The sequence below is a fragment of the Arthrobacter sp. R3-55 genome (assembly GCF_054161505.1).
On sequence record NZ_CP096423.1, the window covers coordinates 1,309,094 to 1,327,975 of the forward strand.

Here is an 18,882-nt window from a genome sequence, read left to right on the forward strand (position 1 = left end):
AATCGAACACCTCTCAACGGCGCGCCACCTCGACTGAAATGTCGCGGTGGCGCGCCGCTGTTCTTGCCTCCTACGCGGCCAGCGGCATCGCGTTCGCCACGTGGGTATCCCGACTGCCCGCCATCCGCGATGGATTGAACCTCACCCCGGGCGGCATCGGCTTGTTGCTCATGTGCATGACGGTGGCCTCGTTCATATCGATCTCCGCCTCCGGCCTCATCGTGCTGCGGCTCGGTCCCAAGCTGACCACGAGGATTGGCAGCTGCATGGTGGGTGCGGGCCTGGTCACGGTGGGTGTGGGCACCTCCATTGCGGCAAACTCCCTGGTGGTAGCGGCAGGCTTGGTGGTACTTGGCCTGGGTACAGCCAGTTGGAACACCGCCTCCAATGTGGAAGGGGCCTCACTCGAACGCGAGTTGGAGCGGCACATCATGCCGCACCTGCACGGCGCCTTCAGCCTTGGAACCGTAGCCGCTGCAGGGTTCGGTGCGTGGGCTGCTGCCATCCACATGCCGGTGTTCTGGCATTTCCTGATCTCCGGTGTTGTGGTGACATCGTCCGTTGTTACGGCCACGTTCTGGTTCCGCGCGGAGAAGACCGCCGCAGCTGCCACCTCTTCAACTGCGCAGAGCTATCGTTCGACGGAAACGGATACCTTCCAGGATCCTTCCACCGGCCCCCTGCCCCTTATTACTCCCGAACCGGGTGTTACTCCCGAACCGGCTGTTACTCCCGAATCGGCGCACTCTCAACAGGGCGCCGGCAATGCCGCCCCTCCGCTGGATAATAAACGGCTGGTGGCACTTGCCTGGCGTGACCGCCGGACTTTGCTGATCGGCGTCCTGGTCCTCGGCTTGGCACTGGCCGAAGGAGCCGCCGGTGACTGGGTGGCCCTGGCACTCGCGGACGGCTACGGGCAGAGCGACGCTGCAGGCGCTGTCGGCTATGGGCTTTTCGTCACGTTCATGACCATCGGGCGCTTCACCGGGACGGTCATCCTAGACCGTTTCGGCCGTGTGGTGGTGATGCGCTGGTGCTCGGCAACCGCCGTCGTGGGCCTCGCGCTCTTCGTTTTCGCTCCGGTTCCATGGCTCGCCTTCGTGGCTTTGGCGGTGTGGGGACTGGGCGCATCCCTCGGCTTCCCGGTGGGGATGTCCTCTGCGGCAGATGACCCCGTCCACGCCGCTGCCCGGGTATCGGTGGTCTCCACCATCGGCTACGGTGCCTTCTTGTGCGGACCTCCGCTCCTGGGGCTGTTGGCCGAACATTTCGGCATTCTGCATTCACTGCTGGCGCCCCTGGCACTTCTGGTTGTCAGCTTCTTCCTGGCGCCCTTGGCCGGCCAACAGGCGGCAAAGTCCGCTGAGGCCAACGAAGCCCGTTAGGCTTGATTGGTGACCCAAACGCTGCTTTCCGAACTGACCACTGCTGCCGTTGGCGGCCCCGCGGGCAACTATGTTGAGGCCCGCACCGAGGCTGAAATTATCGACGCCGTCCGGTCCGCTGACGCTGCAGGCCGGAAGCTCCTGATCATCGGGGGCGGCTCCAACCTCCTGATCTCGGACGACGGCTACCCCGGGACGGTCCTGAAGATCGCCTCCGAGGGATTCACGGTCAACTCCGAGGACAGCTGCGGAGGGGTCTCGGTGGTAGTACAGGCGGGCCACAACTGGGACGCCCTGGTGGAACACTCAGTGCTGCACGCGTGGTCCGGCCTCGAGGCATTGTCCGGAATCCCGGGTGCCACCGGTGCCACCCCTGTGCAGAATGTGGGAGCTTACGGGGCGGATGTTTCCCAGACCATCGCAGCCGTCCGAACATGGGACCGCCAACGCAATGCAGTGCAGACCTTCACCAACTCCGAGCTCAAGTTCGGATACCGCGACTCCATCCTGAAGCAGACCACCGTTGAGGGCTCGCCCCGTTACGTGGTGCTCACTGTGGAGTTCCAGTTGCCGCTGGGCCGGATGAGCGCCCCCATCCGGTATGCGGAGTTGGCAAGGGTCCTGGGCGTCGAGCCCGGCAAACGCGCCTACTCCAACGATGTGCGACGTGAAGTCCTCCGGCTCCGCGCGTCCAAGGGCATGGTCCTGGATCCAGCGGACCGGGATACCTATTCAACCGGCTCATTCTTCACCAACCCGATCGTGGAGACAGGACTCGCCGCCAAGTTGCCGGAGAACGCACCCAAGTATCCCGCCGGCGATGACGGACTGGTGAAGCTCTCCGCTGCCTGGCTGATCGATCAGGCCGGATTCGGCAAAGGTTTCGGCCTGGAAGAAGGCAGTATCTCCGGTGGACGGGCTTCCCTGTCCACCAAGCACACCCTCGCCATCACCAACAGGGGTTCAGCATCGGCTTCGGACATGGTGGCCATAGCGCGTGAGGTGCGGGACGGCGTCGTCGAGCGTTTTGGTATTGAACTGCACCCGGAACCGTTGCTGATCGGCGTTTCGCTTTAGGGACTTGCCAGCTCGCGAGGGGTTGGATCTCGCGGGAATAGGGGGATCTTTCGGTCGAGATCCCGCCCCTCGGCGAAGTCGCAACGCGGCCAAAAGACGCCAAGCGCGCGACGCCGTCAGGGCCTAGCGGGTCCGCCGCTCCGCAATCGGCAGGATCTTGTTGAGCAGCAGGAACGTGAGCCCGCAACTGACCGAGCCTAGAAGGAAGATCTGGCTGAAGGCGATGCTCTGCGGCGATGGTCCGCTGGGCATGAACAGGCCGGCAGCGGCGAAGCCCACCAAACCCAGGAGCATGACGATGGCCCCTACCAGGAAGCTGCGGACCTGCGCGGCGGCTGTCGGGTAGAACCATGGCTCGGGCGCTTGGTCATCACGGCCGGATACGGGTTGGCTGGCCGCGGCGGTGCCGATGAGAAGTGCGGCTGCGGCGGTCGCTACAAGGCTGGCTGTCTGGATGGCCCGCATTGAGGGGGACAGGCTGACACCCGTACCCACTGCAACGATCAGCCCGGCACCGAGTCCCACCAGCGCGCAGAACCAGCCGGCGGTAGCCAACCACCGGCTCATCGGCCGCACAAACGGGGCAAGATCTCCAAAAAGCATGAATCCATCCTAGGATCCCACGCTGGGTGAGGGCTGGGAGGCGCGGCAAGGTTCCCTGTGCATGCCGGCCCTTTTAGGATGAAGCATGGCCCTAGCCCACCAGAACCCCAGTCCACGCATCATGGGCCGTTTGCGGCTCGTCAGCCAGGGCCTGTTGGGCGGCGGCTTTCCTTCTGTAGCCGACGCGGTCCGTTGGATGACCGCGATGCAGGCCCAGGACCTTGGCCACGCGCTGTGGGCCGTGGGTCAGCGCGTCCCCGGCACGCGGGCCTCGGACGTCAGGGCTGCCCTGGACGCCGGGACAGTGGTCCGCTCCTGGCCCATGCGGGGGACGCTGCACCTGCTGGCCCCCGAGGACCTGCGCTGGATCCTGGACATCACCAGTGGCCGCCTCATGACCGCGGTTGCCGGACGGCACCGTGAACTCGGCATTACCCAGGACGACATCAGCCATTGCCGGGACATCGCCCACAAAACAACGGAGGGCCTCAAGGCATCCGAGGGCGCCCATGGTGCCACCCGGGAGCAGCTGTTCCAAGCCTTTGAAGAAGCAGGGCAGAGCACTACGGCACAGCGGGGCATCCACTTGCTGGGAAGTCTGTGCCAGCGTGCGTGGCTGGTTCAGGGGCCAATGGCCGCTTCTGCCGGAAAAGCCGGCCTGCAGCAGCTGTTTGTGCCCTTTGAGGAATGGATACCCAATTCCCGGGTGCTTCAGCGGGAGGAGGGCATAGCAGAGCTGTTGTTCCGCTACCTCAGGAGCCACGGCCCCGCCACCATCAAGGACTTTGCCTGGTGGAGCCAAATCCCGCTCACTGAGGCGCGTGCGGCGCTCAAGAGCCTGCACGGGCACTTGGTTGAGTTGCCGCTTCGCGGCACCAGCTATTGGATGTCGCCGGAGACTGCTGCAATGCTCGACGACGGCGTCCCCGGCTCACGCTCGCTGCTGGCTCTTCCGGGCTTCGATGAGTTCCTGCTCGGCTACCAGGACCGGAGCCTGGTGCTGGCCCCGGAATACGCCGAGCAGGTAGTGCCAGGCAAGAACGGCGTGTTCAAGCGCATCATTGTCTCAGGGGGAGAGGTGGTGGGAACGTGGGCCAGGACTGTGAACGGCAAATCCGTAGGTGTGCTCCCGGAACCGTTCGCGGGGCAGCTGGGAACGGCCGCCGGACGATCCTTTGAGGCACAAGGCAGGGCCTATGCGAAGTTCATGGCCGGCTGAGCAAATCCCCGGCTGAGCAAGCCCCCACTGAGCAAGCCCCCGCTGTACACGGCGCCGCTGACTAACCCCGGAACGTCGGAAACCCGCTGTTCTGTTGCGGACCAGCAACGGAACAGCGGGTTTCGACGTACCCGAGGGAACGTTCTAGAGCTTGCCCGTTGCAATGTTCAGCATGCGGCGCAGCGGCTCGGCTGCACCCCACAGTAGCTGGTCGCCAACGGTGAAGGCGCTGATGTACTCCGGGCCCATTTCGAGCTTGCGGATACGGCCCACGGGAATGTCCAGGGTGCCGGAAGCTGCCACGGGGGTCAGGTCCGCCATGGAGGCTTCCTTGGTGTTGGGAACTACCTTGGCCCACTCGTTGTCCTTGGCCAGGAGGTTCTCGATTTCGGTGACTGACAGGTCTTCGCGCAGCTTGAGCGTGAGGGCCTGGGAGTGCGAACGCATGGCACCGATGCGGATGCACAGGCCGTCCATGGCGATGTGGTCCTTGCCGGCGGTTCCGTTTCCGGTGCCGAGGATCTTGTTGGTCTCCACCCCGGCCTTCCACTCTTCCTTGGACTGGCCGTTGCCGAGGTCGGCATCGATCCACGGAATGAGGGAGCCGGCCAGCGGCACGCCGAACTGGGTGGCGTCAACGCCGGTGCGCTGGGCCGCGAGGACCTTGTGGTCGATTTCGAGAATGGCCGAGGCAGGGTCTTCCAGTTCGCTGCTGACCTCGTTGTTGAGGGTGCCGAACTGGTTGAGGAGCTCGCGCATGTGGCGGGCGCCGCCGCCTGAAGCAGCCTGGTAGGTCATGGAGGTCCCCCACTCCACCAGGTTGTTCTTGAACAGGCCGCCGAGGCCCATGAGCATGCAGGAAACCGTACAGTTGCCGCCGATGAAGTCCTTCACGCCACCGGACAGTCCGGCGTCGATCACGTCGCGGTTGATGGGGTCCAGCACGATGATCGAGTCATCGTTCATGCGCAGGGTGGAAGCAGCATCGATCCACAGGCCGTCCCAGCCGCGGCTGCGGAGTTCACCGTGGACCTGCTTGGTGTAGTCGCCACCTTGGGCGGTGACAATAATCGGCAGCTTGGCCAGCGTCTCAATATCGAACGCATCCTCGAGCTTGCCAGGATCACCATCGGTAGAGCTCAGGAACGACGGGGCGGCACCTCCTGCGTTCGAGGTGGAGAAAAATACCGGGTTGATGTTGGCGAAGTCGTTCTCGTCCTGCATGCGCTGCATCAGGACGGAACCAACCATGCCACGCCAACCGACCAGTCCAACGGACGGATTAGCTGCTGTAGTCATTGAACAAGTCTAGACTTTCGGGACGCAGGGCCGCTGTTGGTTACGTCACGCACGCCCTGCACGACGCCGATACCCGCCCAAGCGGCCGCGGAGGCCTGCCGCGCTGGTTAGGGGGTGCCGGCGTCGTGCTCTTGCAGGAGCACGGCCTTGCGCTTGCGCAGGGCGAAGAAGGCTCCAAACGCGAACACCTGCGTAACAACGATCAGCACGATGATCCCGGCAATCTTGTTGCCGCCCAGGATCATGGTCAGTCCCACAATGGCGGAGATCAGGGCGAAGAGCGGCAGCAGCATATAGCCCAGCACAAACAGCGTTTCAGGTTTCTTCAGCATGCTCAGCTCTCTTGGCTTTCCTAGGTTGCGTTCCGGCGCCATGTGGTGAACCGGTAGTTGGTGCCGTTTTTGGCGGTGAGCCAGCCTTCGGACGGGGCTACGGCGTCGAACGCCCAGTCATCACCGAGCTCGGGGGCGAAGGTGTCACCCTCCAAGTCGGCGTCAATGATGGTGATGACCGCCAGATTGGCGATTTCCATGGACTGCTCAAAGATCTCGCCACCACCGATGATCCAGACCTTCTGGCCACCGGGGGCGAACTGGGATTCCAGCAGGGCCGCGTCCAGGGATGAAACCACGACGGCGCCCTCCGCCTCGGGCGTGGATGCCCAGCCTGCATTGCGGGTCACCACAATGTTGGTCCGGCCCGGAAGGGGACGGTACTTTTCCGGAAATGACAGCCACGTCTTGCGGCCCATGATGACGGGATGCCCGGTGGTGAGTTGGCTGAAGTGCTTGAGGTCCTCGGGCAGGTGCCACGGCATGGAGCCGTCCTTGCCGATTACGCCGGACTTTGTCTGCGCCCACACCATGCCGATGCCGGTCATGCTGGCGGCGGTCTCTTGCGTGAAGATGACGCCGGGCAGCTGCGAGGGATTCCCGGAAGTGCTCATACGGCGATCGGCGCCTTGATGGTGGGGTGGTGGCGGTAGTCCACAACCTCGAAGTCGTCCAGGGTGTAGTCGAAGATGGAGTCCGGCTTCCGGAGGATCTTCAGTTGCGGGTACTCGTACGGCTCACGGCTGAGCTGCTCGGCAACCTGGTCAACGTGGTTGTCGTAGACGTGGACGTCGCCGCCGGTCCAGACGAATTCGCCCGGCTCCAGGCCAAGCTGCTGCGCCACCATGCGGGTCAGCAGGGCGTAGGAGGCAATGTTGAAGGGGACACCCAGGAATGTGTCCGCGGAGCGCTGGTAGAGCTGGCAGGACAATTTTCCGTCGGCCACATAGAACTGGAAGAACGCATGGCATGGCGGCAGTGCCATGTCCTTGAGTTCGGAGACGTTCCATGCGGACACGATGTGCCGGCGTGAGTCCGGGTTGGCGGCCAGGTTGGTCATGAGCTCGGAGATTTGGTCGATGTGCCCGCCGTCGGGGGTCGGCCAGCTGCGCCACTGGACGCCGTAGACGGGGCCGAGCTCGCCGTCGGCATCCGCCCACTCGTCCCAGATGGACACGCCTTGGTCCTGCATCCACTTCACGTTGGAGTCACCGCGCAGGAACCACAGGAGCTCTACTGCCACGGACTTGAAATGGACCCGCTTGGTGGTGATGAGCGGGAAGCTTTCGGCAAGATCGAACCTCAACTGGCGGCCGAAGACGCTGCGCGTTCCGGTGCCGGTACGGTCCGACTTATGCGTGCCGTTGGCCATGACGTCGCGCAGAAGATCTTCATAAGGGGTGGGGATGCTCACGAGTCCAGCTTACTGGTCAGCCTGCCCCGAACCAGATCTATGAGAGTGTCGTCACCAATGCCGGCCTCACGCGCCGTCCGGAGCAAATCGTCGACGGCGGCCATCACCGCAGCATCCGAACGGACAGTGCCGTGGGGTGCTGGTGGCGGGCCGACGACGATAGTCCCGTTCCGTCGTCGTGATTCGATCAGTCCGGACTGCTCCAGCTCCTTATACGCGCGCCCCACTGTTCCCGCGGCGATGCCGAGATCGGCGGCCAGGCTGCGCACTGTGGGCAAGCGGCTGCCGGGTGCCAGGACCCCTACTGCAATGAGTGAGCTGAGCTGCCGGCGGATCTGCTCGAACGGCGGGACAGGATCCGAGAGGTCCACCGTGATCCCGGCGGTCATTGTGCGTGTTCTCCCTGTTTGACGGCGCCACCCCGTGGAATGCTCCTGAACAAGCTCCGCACCGGAGTCACAGCGACCAGGAGCGCAACGACGATCAGGGCGATGCCGATAGGGATTCCAGGGTTGGGTCCGATGGGATCGGGACTGGGTGCGGGCGGGAACACACCGTACCAGGCGTTGCCGGTGCTGCACAGCAGCGCGCCCGCCTGGCCAAGACCATACGCTGCCAGGGTCCGGACGATCCTGTACATGCTGATGGCCCGGAGCGCGGCGTCCAGTCCCGCATTACCGCCTGCCTCGGGGATACCACGACGGCGACGCACCGCCAGGATAGCTGCTGCGCCGGCGAGCCCAACCATGACAGTAGTAAGAACGGCGGCCGGCCAGGCTTTCGGATCAAAGGGCTGCGTTTCCCCGGCCACAGCGAAAGCAACCGCCAGGGCCAGCACCAGGGTGCTGCCAATGGCGAAGGAGAGCAGGCCCCTGGAGACGGGTTGTCTAGGCCAGTGGACTGGAGCGTCGGGTGTGCCGTAATTCCTGGCGGCCAGGAGGTCGCCCGCAGCGATGGCTGCGAGGAGCAGCGCGGCCACAATGCCCGTCAACACCGGGAAGGACCACACGGCAGGTGGCCGGGGCGGGAACAGTATTGCTGCGTAGCCGGCGGCCAACGCTAGTCCGCCCACCACTCCCAGGGCCGCTCCGAGGGAAATGCTCAATCGTGCAGCGGGGTGCGTTCGGGGATCGGCGCGGAGTGTTGCTGCGCTGGTGGTCTTGGCCGCTTTCTGCAGCGACGGCAATTCCGGAACCCGCCACCACCACATCATGAGGAGGACCACCATGTTGACCAGGCCCAGGACGTTGAACCACGACGATTGCCAAAGGGCTCCCGGTGCGGGCTGGGCGGCGAAGTTGCCGGCGATGGCAGCCAGGCCGGCGGCGATGGTGCAGACCGTCCGGAGCAGTCGGCTGGTGGCGATGGTCCGGAGTGTTCGGTTGTCGTCGCCATCGAGGGTCTCAAGCTGGCGGCGGCGGGCGATCAGGAGAAGTACCAGCACGGTTCCCAGTGCCAGGACCACCAAGGCCGCGCCGAGCCAGGCGGCCAGCTCTGCTCCGGGAATCCGGCCGTCCTGGCCTTGACCCATGTACCCGTTGTAGGGATAGGCACTGCCCTGGGGTGGTGCCTGGCCCGGGGGTGTAGGGAGTACCGGCGTGTGGCTTGGAAGGGCCCCGATCCACGCGATGGCCAGCGCTGCGACCGCGAAGATTGCGGCGGTGGTCCATGCAAGCCTGCGGGGAAGGAAGTCGCGGATCCTGCGGACGGTGAGTTCAGCGTATCTGCGCGGGGCTTTCGGTGCCGGGTAGCTCAACTGCCCCAGGGCATGGACGGTGAGGCAGGCGACGATTGGCCAGCCCAGGGCGGTGGCGATCTGGTCCGGAGTTGCAGGGGCGTTCGATCCCATGGGATTCGCGCGCATGATCCCGGCATTCATGGCACCCTGCAGTGAGCTGGCCATCCACCCGATGATGCCCACCCATAAACCGTGCGAGGCAACAGATTGGGCATCGGGCTTGGACCAGACCTGCAGGCGCAGGAACAGGTACACGATGATGGCACCGACTACCGGCGCCAGGAAAAACAAGGTTGGTATGACAACCACGGCAAGACCCCCACATCTTTTGTGTCAATCTACTGATACAAAGTTGCAGGGGTCAAGCCGTGTGGCCATCCCACAAAATGCCTAGTCGTCGAAAGGCTTGACCTGTTCCACGGAAACGATCTTCCGCTCGGACCCACGCGCCACTTGGCAAACAATCACTTCACCGGGCGTCAGGTAAGGGTCTGATGCCGGAAGAAACGCTTTGAGGCCCTGGGACATGTGTTGGCCCAATTGTTTCAGGGCAGTAGGCAGGGCAGGTCGGTGCGTGCACACGGCAATGGGCACCTGCTTGTCGAACAGCGCCTCAACGGCCACAGCAGTCTTCTTGGGGGAGCGCTGGTGGCTGTGTTCCGTCAAGGCTTCCACCAGTTTGACCTTGGCTCCGCTGGCCTTGGCATAAGGGGCGATGGTGGCAACGCAGCGCGCCCAAGGGCTGGTGACCACGCGTTGTGGCTTCCACACCCCCAGGAGACGCTGAACGGCAACTGCCTGCCGCTGGCCCGTAGCCGCCAACGGACGGTCGCCCTCGGCCTTGGTCCAGGAAGACCGTGGTTTTGCCTTGGCATGGCGGATCAGTATCAGCGGCCAAGTGTCCAGCTCACCGCGGATATGGGCCTTCTCGAGGTATTCGAGCGGCTCCACATCCGTAGGGTTGCTCAGGAACGAGGCCGCCCTGTCAGGGCTGCACCACATCACGCTGTCCACTTCCTTGCCATCGGGCCTGAGCGGGGCTCCGTTGACACGGACAGCCCAATACCGGACCACCTTCAAGCCGGCACTCACATGGTAGTGAATGGCGGGAAGGGGTATGCCCAAAGGAGCCAGGAGGCCAATCTCTTCCCACACCTCACGGGCTGCGCACTCGGGAACCGTTTCGCCGGCGTCGAGCTTTCCTTTGGGCCAGGACCAATCGTCGTAGCGCGGGCGGTGGATGAGGAGAACCTCGAGGGCACCTTTGTTGAGCCGCCATGGAATGGCGCCGGCCGCGACAACAGCCACCGGCTCGCCGGGGTGGTCCGTCTGATCCGCCACGGGGGTATCGCTGTTCAAGTGGTTCCTCTACCGCCGTGCCGATGCGCGCTGGCGCGAACGGGAGTCCAGGAGCCAGGACTGCATGTCCAGCAGCGGCTTGCCGTCCTCATCCTGGTGATAACGCGTCCAGTGGCCTTGGTTGTCCAAGTGCCAGCTGGCAGTGTCATCATCTACGTAGCGGCGCATCAGGTCCATGACGGTTGCTGTGTCTTCCTTGCTGGCCAGCTGAACCAGGGCCTCCACGCGGCGGTCGAGGTTGCGGTGCATCATGTCCGCGGAACCGATGTACACCACGGGCTCGCCGGCGTTGCCGAAAGCAAACACGCGCGAGTGTTCAAGGAAGCGTCCCAGAACGGAGCGGACCGTGATGTTCTCGCTCAAACCCGGTACCCCAGGGCGCAGCGAGCAGATGCCACGTACTACGACGTCAACCTTCACGCCGGCCTGCGAGGCACGGTACAGGGCATCGATGATGGCCTCGTCCACCATGGAATTGACCTTGATCTGCACCAGGCCCGGGATGCCGGCGCGTGCATTGCGGATTTCGGTTTCAATCCTCTCCACCAAGCCTGCCCGGACTGAGCGCGGAGCCACAAGCAGGCGCTTGAAGGTGGACTTCGGGGCGTAGCCGGAGAGCTGGTTGAACAGCTTGGAGAGGTCCTCACCCACTTGCTCGTTGGCGGTCAGGAGGCCAAGGTCCTCGTAGTAGCGGGCTGTGCGGGGGTGGTAGTTGCCGGTGCCGATGTGGCAGTAGCGGCGCAGGCCGTCCACTTCCTGGCGGACCACCAGTGACAACTTGCAGTGGGTCTTTAAGCCCACAATGCCGTACACCACGTGGACGCCGGCCTGCTCCAGCTTGCGTGCCCAGGAAATGTTGGCCTGCTCATCGAATCGGGCCTTGATTTCCACCAGGGCCAGCACCTGCTTGCCCGCCTCTGCAGCATCGATCAACGCATCCACAATGGGCGAGTCGCCGGAGGTCCGGTAGAGGGTTTGTTTGATGGCCTGCACTTTGGGATCCGCCGCGGCCTGCTCCAGGAAGGCTTGAACGGAGGTGGAGAAGGAGTCGTAAGGGTGGTGGAGCAGGATATCCCGGCGGCGCATGGCGGCAAAAACGTTGGCAGCCTTGGACGTCTCGGACTCGTTGAGGTAGCGCGACGTGTGCGGAACGTGCTTGGGGTAGTGGAGATCAGCACGGTCGATGTTGCTGATCGCCGACAACCCACGCAGATCCAGCGGTGCCGGTACGGAGTAGACCTCGGACTCTTCGACACCCAGTTCCCGGATCAGCAGGGCCTTGATGTTCGGGTTGATGTCCGTGGTGACTTCCAAACGGACGGGAGGACCGAAGCGGCGGCGCAGCAGTTCCTTCTCCAGGGCCTGGAGGAGGTTCTCGGCGTCGTCCTCTTCAACTTCCAGGTCCTCGTTGCGGGTGACACGGAAGGTGTGGTGCTCCAGGACTTCCATGCCGGGGAAGAGCTTGTCCAAGTGGACGGCGATGACTTCTTCCAGCGCGATGAAGCGGGCAACACGGCCCGGGATGGCGCCTGCGCGGGGGCCATCCACGGAAATCAGGCGGGGGAGCTGGTCCGGAACCTTCACACGGGCGAAGAGTTCCTTATCGCTGATCGGGTTGCTCACAATCACGGCAAGGTTCAAGGAGAGCCCGGAGATGTACGGGAAGGGGTGCGCAGGATCCACGGCCAGCGGGGTCAGGATGGGGAAGACCTTCTCCTGGAACATGATGCTGATCCTGTGGCGGGCATCCTCATCAAGTTCGTGCCAGTGCATGAGGTGGATGTGTTCATAGGCCAGTGCCGGGCGGATCTGCTCGGCGAAGACCCGTGCATGGCGTTCCTGCAGCTTGTGCGCCTCTTCGCCGATCTGTTCGAGCACCTCGATGGGGCTCAGCCCGGCGGGGGAGGGTACGGCGAGGCCGGTGGCGATGCGCCGTTTGAGGCCTGCCACGCGGACCATGAAGAACTCATCCAGGTTCGAGGCAAAGATCGAGAGGAAGTTGACGCGTTCCAGCAGGAACAAGTCAGGGTCCTCTGCGAGTTCCAGCACGCGGGAATTGAACGCCAGCCAACTGAGCTCGCGGTCCAGGAAGCGGTCCGGGGTGATGTCGCCTTCGGGCTCAAGGCTCGGCGCGAATTCCGGAATGTCGATGCGGTCCTGGGTGGCTCGCGATGCCGGCACTTCCGAGGATCCGAAGCGCGGGGGCAGAGTTGCGCCCTTCGATGTGGATCCGGCGGTGCCGACGGGGTCCGGCTGCATGGGGTTCTCCTAAGCTCAGGACGGGGTTTCCTCCCACATTACAAGCAATTGTGCTGCCCGAATCATAGATGTCACCGGCTTTCCGTCCGGTAATCGCCCCGGGTTAATTTTTGGTTAAAGGTCCATACATTACATCGGTGTCCCAGCGAACGAAGCCAAGCTTCTGATATAGGGCTACCGCCGCCTCGTTGTCGGCGTCAACGTACAGCATGACGGCGTGCAGGCCTTTGTCCTGGAGGTGCTTGATTCCAGCGACGGTCAGGGCCTTGCCCAAGCCCAGGCCTTGCGCCGCTGGAGTAACGCCCACCACGTACACCTCGCCGATGGCCGGGTGCGGTCCCTGGCGCGGATGGACTTTGGTCCAGTGGAATCCCAGGAGCTCTCCCTCGGCGTCCACGGCCAACAGGAAGCCCTCGGGGTCGAACCAATCCTCAGCCTTCCGGGCCTCGAGGTCCGCCAAGGTCATGGAACCCTGCTCGGGGTGGTGGGCGAACGCGGCACGGTTGGCTGCCAGCCATGCCTGCTCATCCTGGCCGGGCACAAAGGCGCGGAGGGAAACACCGTCCGGGAGGCCGTCGTCGGGCAGTGCCGAAGCGGAGGACATCAGACGCATCTTCCGCAGCTCACGTACCGGCCCGTATCCGAAGGTGGCGGCAAGCCCGGCTGCGGCCTCGTGGTTTCCGTGTGACCAAGCGCTGAGGCCCTCCAGGCTCCGTTTGCCCTGCAACGCGCCCAGCAGCCGTCCGGCAACGCCTTGGTTGCGGTAGCTCGGGTGGACAGCCAGTTCCAGGACTCCGCTGGAGTCAGGCGCTTCAACGACGACGGCGACGCCCGCCAGGTCTTCACCCGTGGCCGGATCGGAATCCTCGTCAGGGGCGTAGAGGACCAAGGACAGCACCGAGTGGTCGCCGGAATCGATGCCGCGCAGCATCACCAGCGTCTGCTCCGAAAAGGGTGGGTTCCCGTCCGACTCTTCAGCTGCTGCGGCGAGGGTCTTGACGTCCTTGAGGAGATCGGGGTCCAAGGCGCCGGCGATGATCAGGACGGGCCAGTTTTCCGGGTGCGCGTGACTCATGATGCAAGGCTATACGCCCAGGGCAAGCCCGTTGATTTGAAGTCCCGGTGGAAGGGCGGTAGTCTCAATATCTCGCTCGGCTTCGTGGCTTATTCGTAAGTCACCTGCAGGTCAGCGCAGGGGGGATCCACCAGTGGGGTGGCCTCGATACGTTCGACCCGTATGTCCTCCACCAAGAAGATGAAAGAAGGCCGGAATCCGAGGGGATTCCGGCCTTCATTCTCATGTTGAGCGCGTTTTCCCAAGGCGCCGGGCGGCTTAGGCCTCGGAGAGCTCGTCATCGGGCAGCCGCACCAGCGTGAGCCGATAGCCAACGTTCCGGACTGTGCTGATCAGGTTCTCGTGGTCCACGCCGAGCTTGGCCCGAAGCCGCCGGATGTGGACATCCACCGTCCGGGTGCCGCCGTAGTAGTCATAGCCCCAGACCTCTGTCAGCAGTTGCTGGCGCGTAAACACCCGTCCCGGGTGCTGTGCCAGGTACTTCAGGAGCTCAAATTCCTTGAACGTCAGGTTCAGTGGCTGGCCGCTGACGCGTGCGGTATAGCTGGCCTCGTCAATGACCACCCCGGCAGCGCGGATCTCCGTTTGGGTTTCCTCTTCACCGGGAACCGCCCGCGCCATGGCCAGTCGGATCCGGGCCTCCACTTCAGCGGGGCCTGCGGAGTCCAGCACGATGTCGTCCACTGCCCAGGCAGAGGAGACGGCAGCCATGCCGCCTTCCGTAAGGATGAGCATGAGCGGAGCGCTGAGGCCGGTGGCCTTGAGCAGCTGGGTCAACGAGCGGGCGCCCACCAGGTCCTTGCGGGCATCCAGGAAAACGATGTCCGTGGGATCGGTTTCAAGCAGGGCGGTGGGTTCTGCCGGGAGGATGTGTACGCGGTGGTTCAGCAACTCCAAGGCAGGCAAAATGTCCACCGATGAGCCGGTGCTGTTCGTCAGGAGCAGGATGTGCGACATAGTTCCTCCAATGGGCTGTACGCGCATCATCGGGCGTCGAAACCGGAGAATCCCGGCCGGTCACAGCGCATTGGCGGCCTCTGCCCGTTGTAACGGGATCAAGGCCAATACAGTGCGCCGTTGAAGTCTGAGTATACCCATCAGTGCCCTGCGACACATGGATTCGTGACGGGCGGACACCGGAATTACGACATATTGGGCCGGCTTAAGGCAGGATTGTCGAGAGGTCGTAAGGCGCATCGGATTGAGGTCGGCACACAGTGAAATCTTGGAGCATCGGGGTATTCGGACTCGTGGCGCTCATCGCCATCGTGGCCAGCACCTTCGTTTCCCGGGAAGCCATGGTGGGCGTCGGCATTGCTGCCTCCGCGGCCGTGGGGATTGGCTGGCCGCATTTCCTTGGCGTCCCGGCCAAGAAAACCCTGGCATCAGTGATCGGGCTGGCGGGAGCGGGATCGGCTGTGACCGCCGCTTACCTGCCTGCTCCCGGGTTCCTGGAAGGAACGCCGGCATTCATTGCCTTGGGCGTGATGGCGGTCTTCGTGGTGCAGTTGGTCCGGGGCACAGGGCAGGCGCAGCGGCTGGAATCAACCTTGGGATGCTGTGCCGGCGTGCTGTTGAACTGCCTTGGTGCAGGGTGGATCGCCGGCGCACGGTTCAACGGCGTCAAGGAGATGGTCCTGGTGGCCGGCCTGAGCGCTGCTGTGGCCTTGCTGGTGGGAATCATCCGGTGGCCCGACCGCATAGTGGCTCCCCTTGGCGTGGTCATGGCCGGACTCATGGGGCCCCTCGCAGGTCTTGTATTCTCGGATATTGCAGTACTCCCTGCGGCACTGGTGGGCGTTGTGGTGGGCTCCGTCCTGGTCTGCTTCCGGCGGATGACCACGCTCCGGCGCGGGCGCCTGAACCTCCGGGCAGCCGTGGGAATGGGTGTTGCCCCCGTCTGGGCTGTGGGGGCTCTGGTGTACTTCATAGACAAACTACTCATCTACTAACGGTTAGGATGGCATCATGTCTGTACTCGCATTTGAAATCTTCTTCCTCGTTCTCCTTGGCCTGGCCAGCGTTGCCATGGCATGGTTTGCGGGTTTTGTCGTTTACCGCCTTTTCAAGGGCCAGAAGTAAATTCTCTGACCCTGCTCTCCAACAGAGGTAGTCGTTGTGCCTATTGAGATCCCTACCGATCTGACGCCTGAACTCGTCCCCCTTTCCTGGCTCATTGGTGAGTGGGAAGGCCGTGGCCGGCTCGGCAGCGGCGACGAGGATTCCGAGCATTTTGTCCAGCACGTTTCCTTCACCCATAACGGCCTGCCGTACTTGCAGTACAGGGCTGAGACCTGGCTGAGTGACGACGCCGGCGCAAAGCTGCGCCCGTTGACGGTCGAGACAGGCTTTTGGGCCTTGGAGCGGAAGCTCCAGGAGGGCGACGGCGGTCCCGGACTCATTCCGGCGGACATCGTCCCGGTACTGAAGACCGCGGACGACGTCGAAGAGCGCCGCAACGAGGATGGCGGATTCGACATCTCCGTTTCGATTGCCCATCCCGGTGGCATTACGGAGCTCTACTACGGTCAGATCAAAGGACCCCAGATCCAGCTGAGCACGGACATGGTGATGCGCGGAAGCCACTCCAAGGAGTACACCGCGGCCACCAGGATTTTCGGGCTGGTTGACGGAAACCTCCTGTGGCGCTGGGACGTCGCAGCCAGCGGGAAAGCACTCGAAGCCCACGCCTCGGCCTTCCTGCACAAGGTGTCCTGACCAGGGCCTTGACCGTACGTTCCAGCAGCCGGCAGCAGAAGGAGCAGTGAGTGAACAATCACCTCAAGCCCGACGGCTACAAGGGCCTGAAGGCTCTCTTCTTCAATGGCACGCTGAAACCTTCACCGCAACTGAGCAATACCGATGGCCTGATCAAGATCAGCCGGGACATCATGGAGAAGCAGGGCGTCTCCACCAAGGTTGTCCGCACTGTGGACCACGACATCGCAAGCGGGGTCTACCCCGATATGCGCGAGCATGGCTGGACAACCGACGAGTGGCCGGAAATCTACCCTGATGTCCGCGATGCCGACATCGTGGTGGTGGCCGGGCCCATCTGGCTCGGTGACAATTCCTCCCAAACCAAGAAGCTCATCGAGCGCCTCTATGCCCATTCGGGCGAGCTGAACAGCAACGGCCAATGGGCGTTCTATCCGAAGGTGGGCGGTTGCCTCATCACCGGCAACGAGGACGGTATCAAGCACTGTTCCATGAACGTGCTGTACAGCCTCCAGCACATCGGTTTCACTATTCCGCCACAAGCCGACGCCGGATGGATCGGTCCGGTGGGGCCCGGACCCAGTTATCTTGATGAAGGATCGGGTGGGCCGGAGAGTGATTTTACTAACAGGAACGCCACCTTCATGACGTGGAACCTGCTCCACATGGCCAAAATCCTCCGGGATGCCGGGGGTATTCCGGCTTACGGCAACCTGCCCGCCGAATGGAAAGCGGGCACCCGCTTCGACTTCGAAAATCCGGAATACCGCTGATGCCGGAATACCGCTGAGCTGCAAGGACTTCTACTACATATGACTTACACCAGCCCTCTGTTGTCGCGCCCTGGCGCGGTCGAGGACACCGGCCTCGATGCCGGCGTCGCTGCCCACTATGGTGAGCCGCTGCGTGAGCAGCGCGCCTTGGCCGCCGGCACCGCCGTCGTCGATCTCTCACACCGCGGGGTGGTCACCGTATCCGGACCCGACCGCCTCAGCTGGCTCAACACGTTGTCCTCCCAGCAGCTCACCAACCTCCAGCCCGGGGTTGCCAGCGAGCTCTTGTTGTTGAGTGTCCAAGGCCGCATCGAATTTGATGCCCGGGTGATTGATGACGGCGGGACCACGTGGCTGATCGTGGAGACCGCGGAAGCCGCGCCTTTGGCCGAGTGGCTGAACAAGATGAAATTCATGCTCCGGGTGGAGATCACCGATGTCTCTGATCAGTGGGCAGTGCTGGGAGCCACCAAGCCGGTGGAACAGTTCTCTTCCCGCTTGGTATGGGAGGATCCGTGGCCGCATGTCAGCCCGGGAGGTTACGCCTACAGCATCGTTCCGGAGGAGTCCCATCCGGGCCTTGAACGTCCGTGGTTCGAGTACCTCGTCCCGGCCGCAGAGTTGGAGAACGCGGTTGAAGGCCTCCCGCTGGCGGGTGCGCTGGCCGCCGATGCCCTGCGGATCGCTGCGTGGCGTCCGCGTCTTGGCGCAGAGACCGACGAGAAAACCATTCCCCATGAGCTGGATCTTCTGCGGACCTCGGTGCACCTGAACAAGGGCTGCTACAAGGGCCAGGAGACCATTGCCCGTGTCCACAACCTGGGGCACCCGCCGCGCCGCCTCGTGTTCCTGCAATTGGACGGTTCCCAGCACACCCTCCCGGCTGTTGGCAGTGTCGTATTTGCCGGGGAGCGCAAGGTAGGTACTCTGACATCGGTGGCGCAGCACTTCGAGATGGGGCCAGTGGCTTTGGCCGTGGTGAAGAGGTCCGTTTCAGCTGAGGAAACCCTGACGGTGATGGATGGTGAGGAACCGTACGTCGCTGCCCAGGAAGTGATCGTCGCCCCCGACGCCGGCCAGGTTGTCGGGCGCCAGACCGGATTCCTGAAGGGACCCCACCGATGAGCCACCCGAACCAGCCCGAAGGTTCCGGGCCCGCGAGCCCGGAGGCAGGTGCCGATGACGAAACGCTGGCACTTGCCCACGCACTGTTCGATGCCGCCCGTGAGGGAAACACCGGGTTGCTGCGTGGCTACCTGGCCGCAGGTGCTCCTGCCACTTTGACCAACGCAGCGGGGGACTCCCTGCTGATGTTGGCCGCTTACCACGGGCACGAGGAAGCTGTTCAGCTGATCCTCCACCACGGCGCCGACGTCAATGCAGCCAATGACCGCGGCCAGACACCCCTTGCAGGGGCAGTTTTCAAGGGATATACCGGCGTGGCCAGGGTGCTGCTGGACGCAGGAGCAGACCCCGACGCCGGAACCCCCACCGCGCGCGAGGCTGCGGCCATGTTCGCGCGAACCGAAATTCTGGCCCTCTTGGGCTGAGGAGACTCTTAGCCTGGTAAGCCCGGTCGCAGAGGCGGCCGGGCTTACTTGCGCCCTTATATTCCACGTGGAATAGTTGTT

19 protein-coding genes are annotated in these 18,882 nt (G+C 63.5%); 8 read left to right on the forward strand and 11 right to left on the reverse strand.

Translation table 11 applies throughout. The features are described from left to right. Positions 1 to 38 precede the first annotated feature (38 nt). Positions 39 to 1,385: an MFS transporter gene (locus M1D51_RS06135; RefSeq protein ID WP_458109551.1), complete on the forward strand. Its 1,347-nt coding sequence runs from the start codon at positions 39 to 41 to the stop codon at positions 1,383 to 1,385. Positions 1,386 to 1,394: 9 nt separating this feature from the next. Next, the gene (locus tag M1D51_RS06140) at positions 1,395 to 2,462 is read left to right on the forward strand and encodes a UDP-N-acetylmuramate dehydrogenase (protein WP_458108940.1); all 1,068 of its coding nucleotides are present in this window, start codon (positions 1,395 to 1,397) and stop codon (positions 2,460 to 2,462) included. A 123-nt stretch (positions 2,463 to 2,585) separates the two neighbouring features. Here the strand turns inward: M1D51_RS06140 and M1D51_RS06145 are convergent, their stop codons facing one another. After that, positions 2,586 to 3,065 (reverse strand): hypothetical protein, encoded by a 480-nt coding sequence (locus tag M1D51_RS06145; protein ID WP_458108941.1) that lies wholly within the window; start codon positions 3,063 to 3,065, stop codon positions 2,586 to 2,588. Between the two features lie 85 nt (positions 3,066 to 3,150). Here M1D51_RS06145 and M1D51_RS06150 point away from each other — a divergent pair, with 85 nt between their 5' ends. Next, a complete protein-coding gene (locus M1D51_RS06150) occupies positions 3,151 to 4,284 on the forward strand; it encodes a winged helix DNA-binding domain-containing protein (RefSeq protein ID WP_458108942.1) in 1,134 nt (377 codons plus the stop codon). Between the two features lie 144 nt (positions 4,285 to 4,428). Here the strand turns inward: M1D51_RS06150 and asd are convergent, their stop codons facing one another. From asd to M1D51_RS06200, 10 genes are all read right to left on the reverse strand, one after another. Next, positions 4,429 to 5,583: an aspartate-semialdehyde dehydrogenase gene (asd, locus tag M1D51_RS06155; protein WP_458108943.1), complete on the reverse strand. Its 1,155-nt coding sequence runs from the start codon at positions 5,581 to 5,583 to the stop codon at positions 4,429 to 4,431. Positions 5,584 to 5,690: 107 nt separating this feature from the next. Then, positions 5,691 to 5,915: an NF038396 family protein gene (locus M1D51_RS06160; protein ID WP_172325131.1), complete on the reverse strand. Its 225-nt coding sequence runs from the start codon at positions 5,913 to 5,915 to the stop codon at positions 5,691 to 5,693. A gap of 20 nt (positions 5,916 to 5,935) precedes the next feature. Then, positions 5,936 to 6,529 carry a dihydrofolate reductase gene (locus M1D51_RS06165; RefSeq protein WP_458108944.1) on the reverse strand — a complete coding sequence of 198 codons (594 nt, stop codon included), beginning with the start codon at positions 6,527 to 6,529 and terminating at the stop codon, positions 5,936 to 5,938. Continuing rightward, positions 6,526 to 7,329 (reverse strand): thymidylate synthase, encoded by an 804-nt coding sequence (locus tag M1D51_RS06170; RefSeq protein WP_011775634.1) that lies wholly within the window; start codon positions 7,327 to 7,329, stop codon positions 6,526 to 6,528. Before M1D51_RS06170 ends, M1D51_RS06165 begins: the two co-directional genes overlap by 4 nt. Continuing rightward, a complete protein-coding gene (locus M1D51_RS06175; protein ID WP_458108945.1) occupies positions 7,326 to 7,718 on the reverse strand; it encodes a GntR family transcriptional regulator in 393 nt (130 codons plus the stop codon). The genes M1D51_RS06170 and M1D51_RS06175 overlap by 4 nt, the downstream gene beginning before the upstream one ends. After that, positions 7,715 to 9,376 carry a hypothetical protein gene (locus tag M1D51_RS06180; RefSeq protein WP_458108946.1) on the reverse strand — a complete coding sequence of 554 codons (1,662 nt, stop codon included), beginning with the start codon at positions 9,374 to 9,376 and terminating at the stop codon, positions 7,715 to 7,717. Before M1D51_RS06180 ends, M1D51_RS06175 begins: the two co-directional genes overlap by 4 nt. Positions 9,377 to 9,457: 81 nt before the next feature. Next, entirely contained in the window at positions 9,458 to 10,426 is a 969-nt protein-coding gene (locus M1D51_RS06185) for an NUDIX hydrolase (RefSeq protein WP_458108947.1), read from the reverse strand. A 9-nt stretch (positions 10,427 to 10,435) separates the two neighbouring features. Beyond that, a complete protein-coding gene (locus tag M1D51_RS06190) occupies positions 10,436 to 12,685 on the reverse strand; it encodes an RNA degradosome polyphosphate kinase (RefSeq protein ID WP_458108948.1) in 2,250 nt (749 codons plus the stop codon). A 103-nt stretch (positions 12,686 to 12,788) separates the two neighbouring features. Then, positions 12,789 to 13,760, reverse strand: coding sequence for a mycothiol synthase (mshD, locus tag M1D51_RS06195; RefSeq protein ID WP_458108949.1), 972 nt, complete (start codon positions 13,758 to 13,760; stop codon positions 12,789 to 12,791). Between the two features lie 258 nt (positions 13,761 to 14,018). Further along, positions 14,019 to 14,717, reverse strand: coding sequence for a winged helix-turn-helix transcriptional regulator (locus M1D51_RS06200; RefSeq protein WP_018776718.1), 699 nt, complete (start codon positions 14,715 to 14,717; stop codon positions 14,019 to 14,021). Positions 14,718 to 14,977: 260 nt separating this feature from the next. Here M1D51_RS06200 and M1D51_RS06205 point away from each other — a divergent pair, with 260 nt between their 5' ends. From M1D51_RS06205 to M1D51_RS06225, 5 genes are all read left to right on the forward strand, one after another. After that, positions 14,978 to 15,712 carry a permease gene (locus tag M1D51_RS06205; protein WP_458108950.1) on the forward strand — a complete coding sequence of 245 codons (735 nt, stop codon included), beginning with the start codon at positions 14,978 to 14,980 and terminating at the stop codon, positions 15,710 to 15,712. A 166-nt stretch (positions 15,713 to 15,878) separates the two neighbouring features. Beyond that, complete coding sequence (locus M1D51_RS06210) at positions 15,879 to 16,478, forward strand: nitrobindin family protein (RefSeq protein WP_172326312.1); 600 nt, start codon at positions 15,879 to 15,881, stop codon at positions 16,476 to 16,478. A gap of 50 nt (positions 16,479 to 16,528) precedes the next feature. After that, entirely contained in the window at positions 16,529 to 17,251 is a 723-nt protein-coding gene (locus M1D51_RS06215) for a flavodoxin family protein (protein ID WP_458108951.1), read from the forward strand. Positions 17,252 to 17,290: 39 nt separating this feature from the next. Then, entirely contained in the window at positions 17,291 to 18,376 is a 1,086-nt protein-coding gene (ygfZ, locus tag M1D51_RS06220) for a CAF17-like 4Fe-4S cluster assembly/insertion protein YgfZ (protein WP_458108952.1), read from the forward strand. Then, positions 18,373 to 18,801 carry an ankyrin repeat domain-containing protein gene (locus tag M1D51_RS06225; RefSeq protein WP_458108953.1) on the forward strand — a complete coding sequence of 143 codons (429 nt, stop codon included), beginning with the start codon at positions 18,373 to 18,375 and terminating at the stop codon, positions 18,799 to 18,801. Before ygfZ ends, M1D51_RS06225 begins: the two co-directional genes overlap by 4 nt. Positions 18,802 to 18,882 lie beyond the last annotated feature (81 nt).

Coding starts and splice junctions, on each gene's coding strand:
- M1D51_RS06165 (WP_458108944.1), bottom strand. CDS start 6,529: ATGAGCACTTCCGGGAATCCCTCGCAGCTGCCCGGCGTCATCTTCACG.
- M1D51_RS06200 (WP_018776718.1), bottom strand. CDS start 14,717: ATGTCGCACATCCTGCTCCTGACGAACAGCACCGGCTCATCGGTGGAC.
- M1D51_RS06225 (WP_458108953.1), top strand. CDS start 18,373: ATGAGCCACCCGAACCAGCCCGAAGGTTCCGGGCCCGCGAGCCCGGAG.
- M1D51_RS06150 (WP_458108942.1), top strand. CDS start 3,151: ATGGCCCTAGCCCACCAGAACCCCAGTCCACGCATCATGGGCCGTTTG.
- M1D51_RS06190 (WP_458108948.1), bottom strand. CDS start 12,685: ATGCAGCCGGACCCCGTCGGCACCGCCGGATCCACATCGAAGGGCGCA.
- asd (WP_458108943.1), bottom strand. CDS start 5,583: ATGACTACAGCAGCTAATCCGTCCGTTGGACTGGTCGGTTGGCGTGGC.
- M1D51_RS06135 (WP_458109551.1), top strand. CDS start 39: ATGTCGCGGTGGCGCGCCGCTGTTCTTGCCTCCTACGCGGCCAGCGGC.
- M1D51_RS06160 (WP_172325131.1), bottom strand. CDS start 5,915: ATGCTGAAGAAACCTGAAACGCTGTTTGTGCTGGGCTATATGCTGCTG.
- mshD (WP_458108949.1), bottom strand. CDS start 13,760: ATGAGTCACGCGCACCCGGAAAACTGGCCCGTCCTGATCATCGCCGGC.
- M1D51_RS06145 (WP_458108941.1), bottom strand. CDS start 3,065: ATGCTTTTTGGAGATCTTGCCCCGTTTGTGCGGCCGATGAGCCGGTGG.
- ygfZ (WP_458108952.1), top strand. CDS start 17,291: ATGACTTACACCAGCCCTCTGTTGTCGCGCCCTGGCGCGGTCGAGGAC.
- M1D51_RS06175 (WP_458108945.1), bottom strand. CDS start 7,718: ATGACCGCCGGGATCACGGTGGACCTCTCGGATCCTGTCCCGCCGTTC.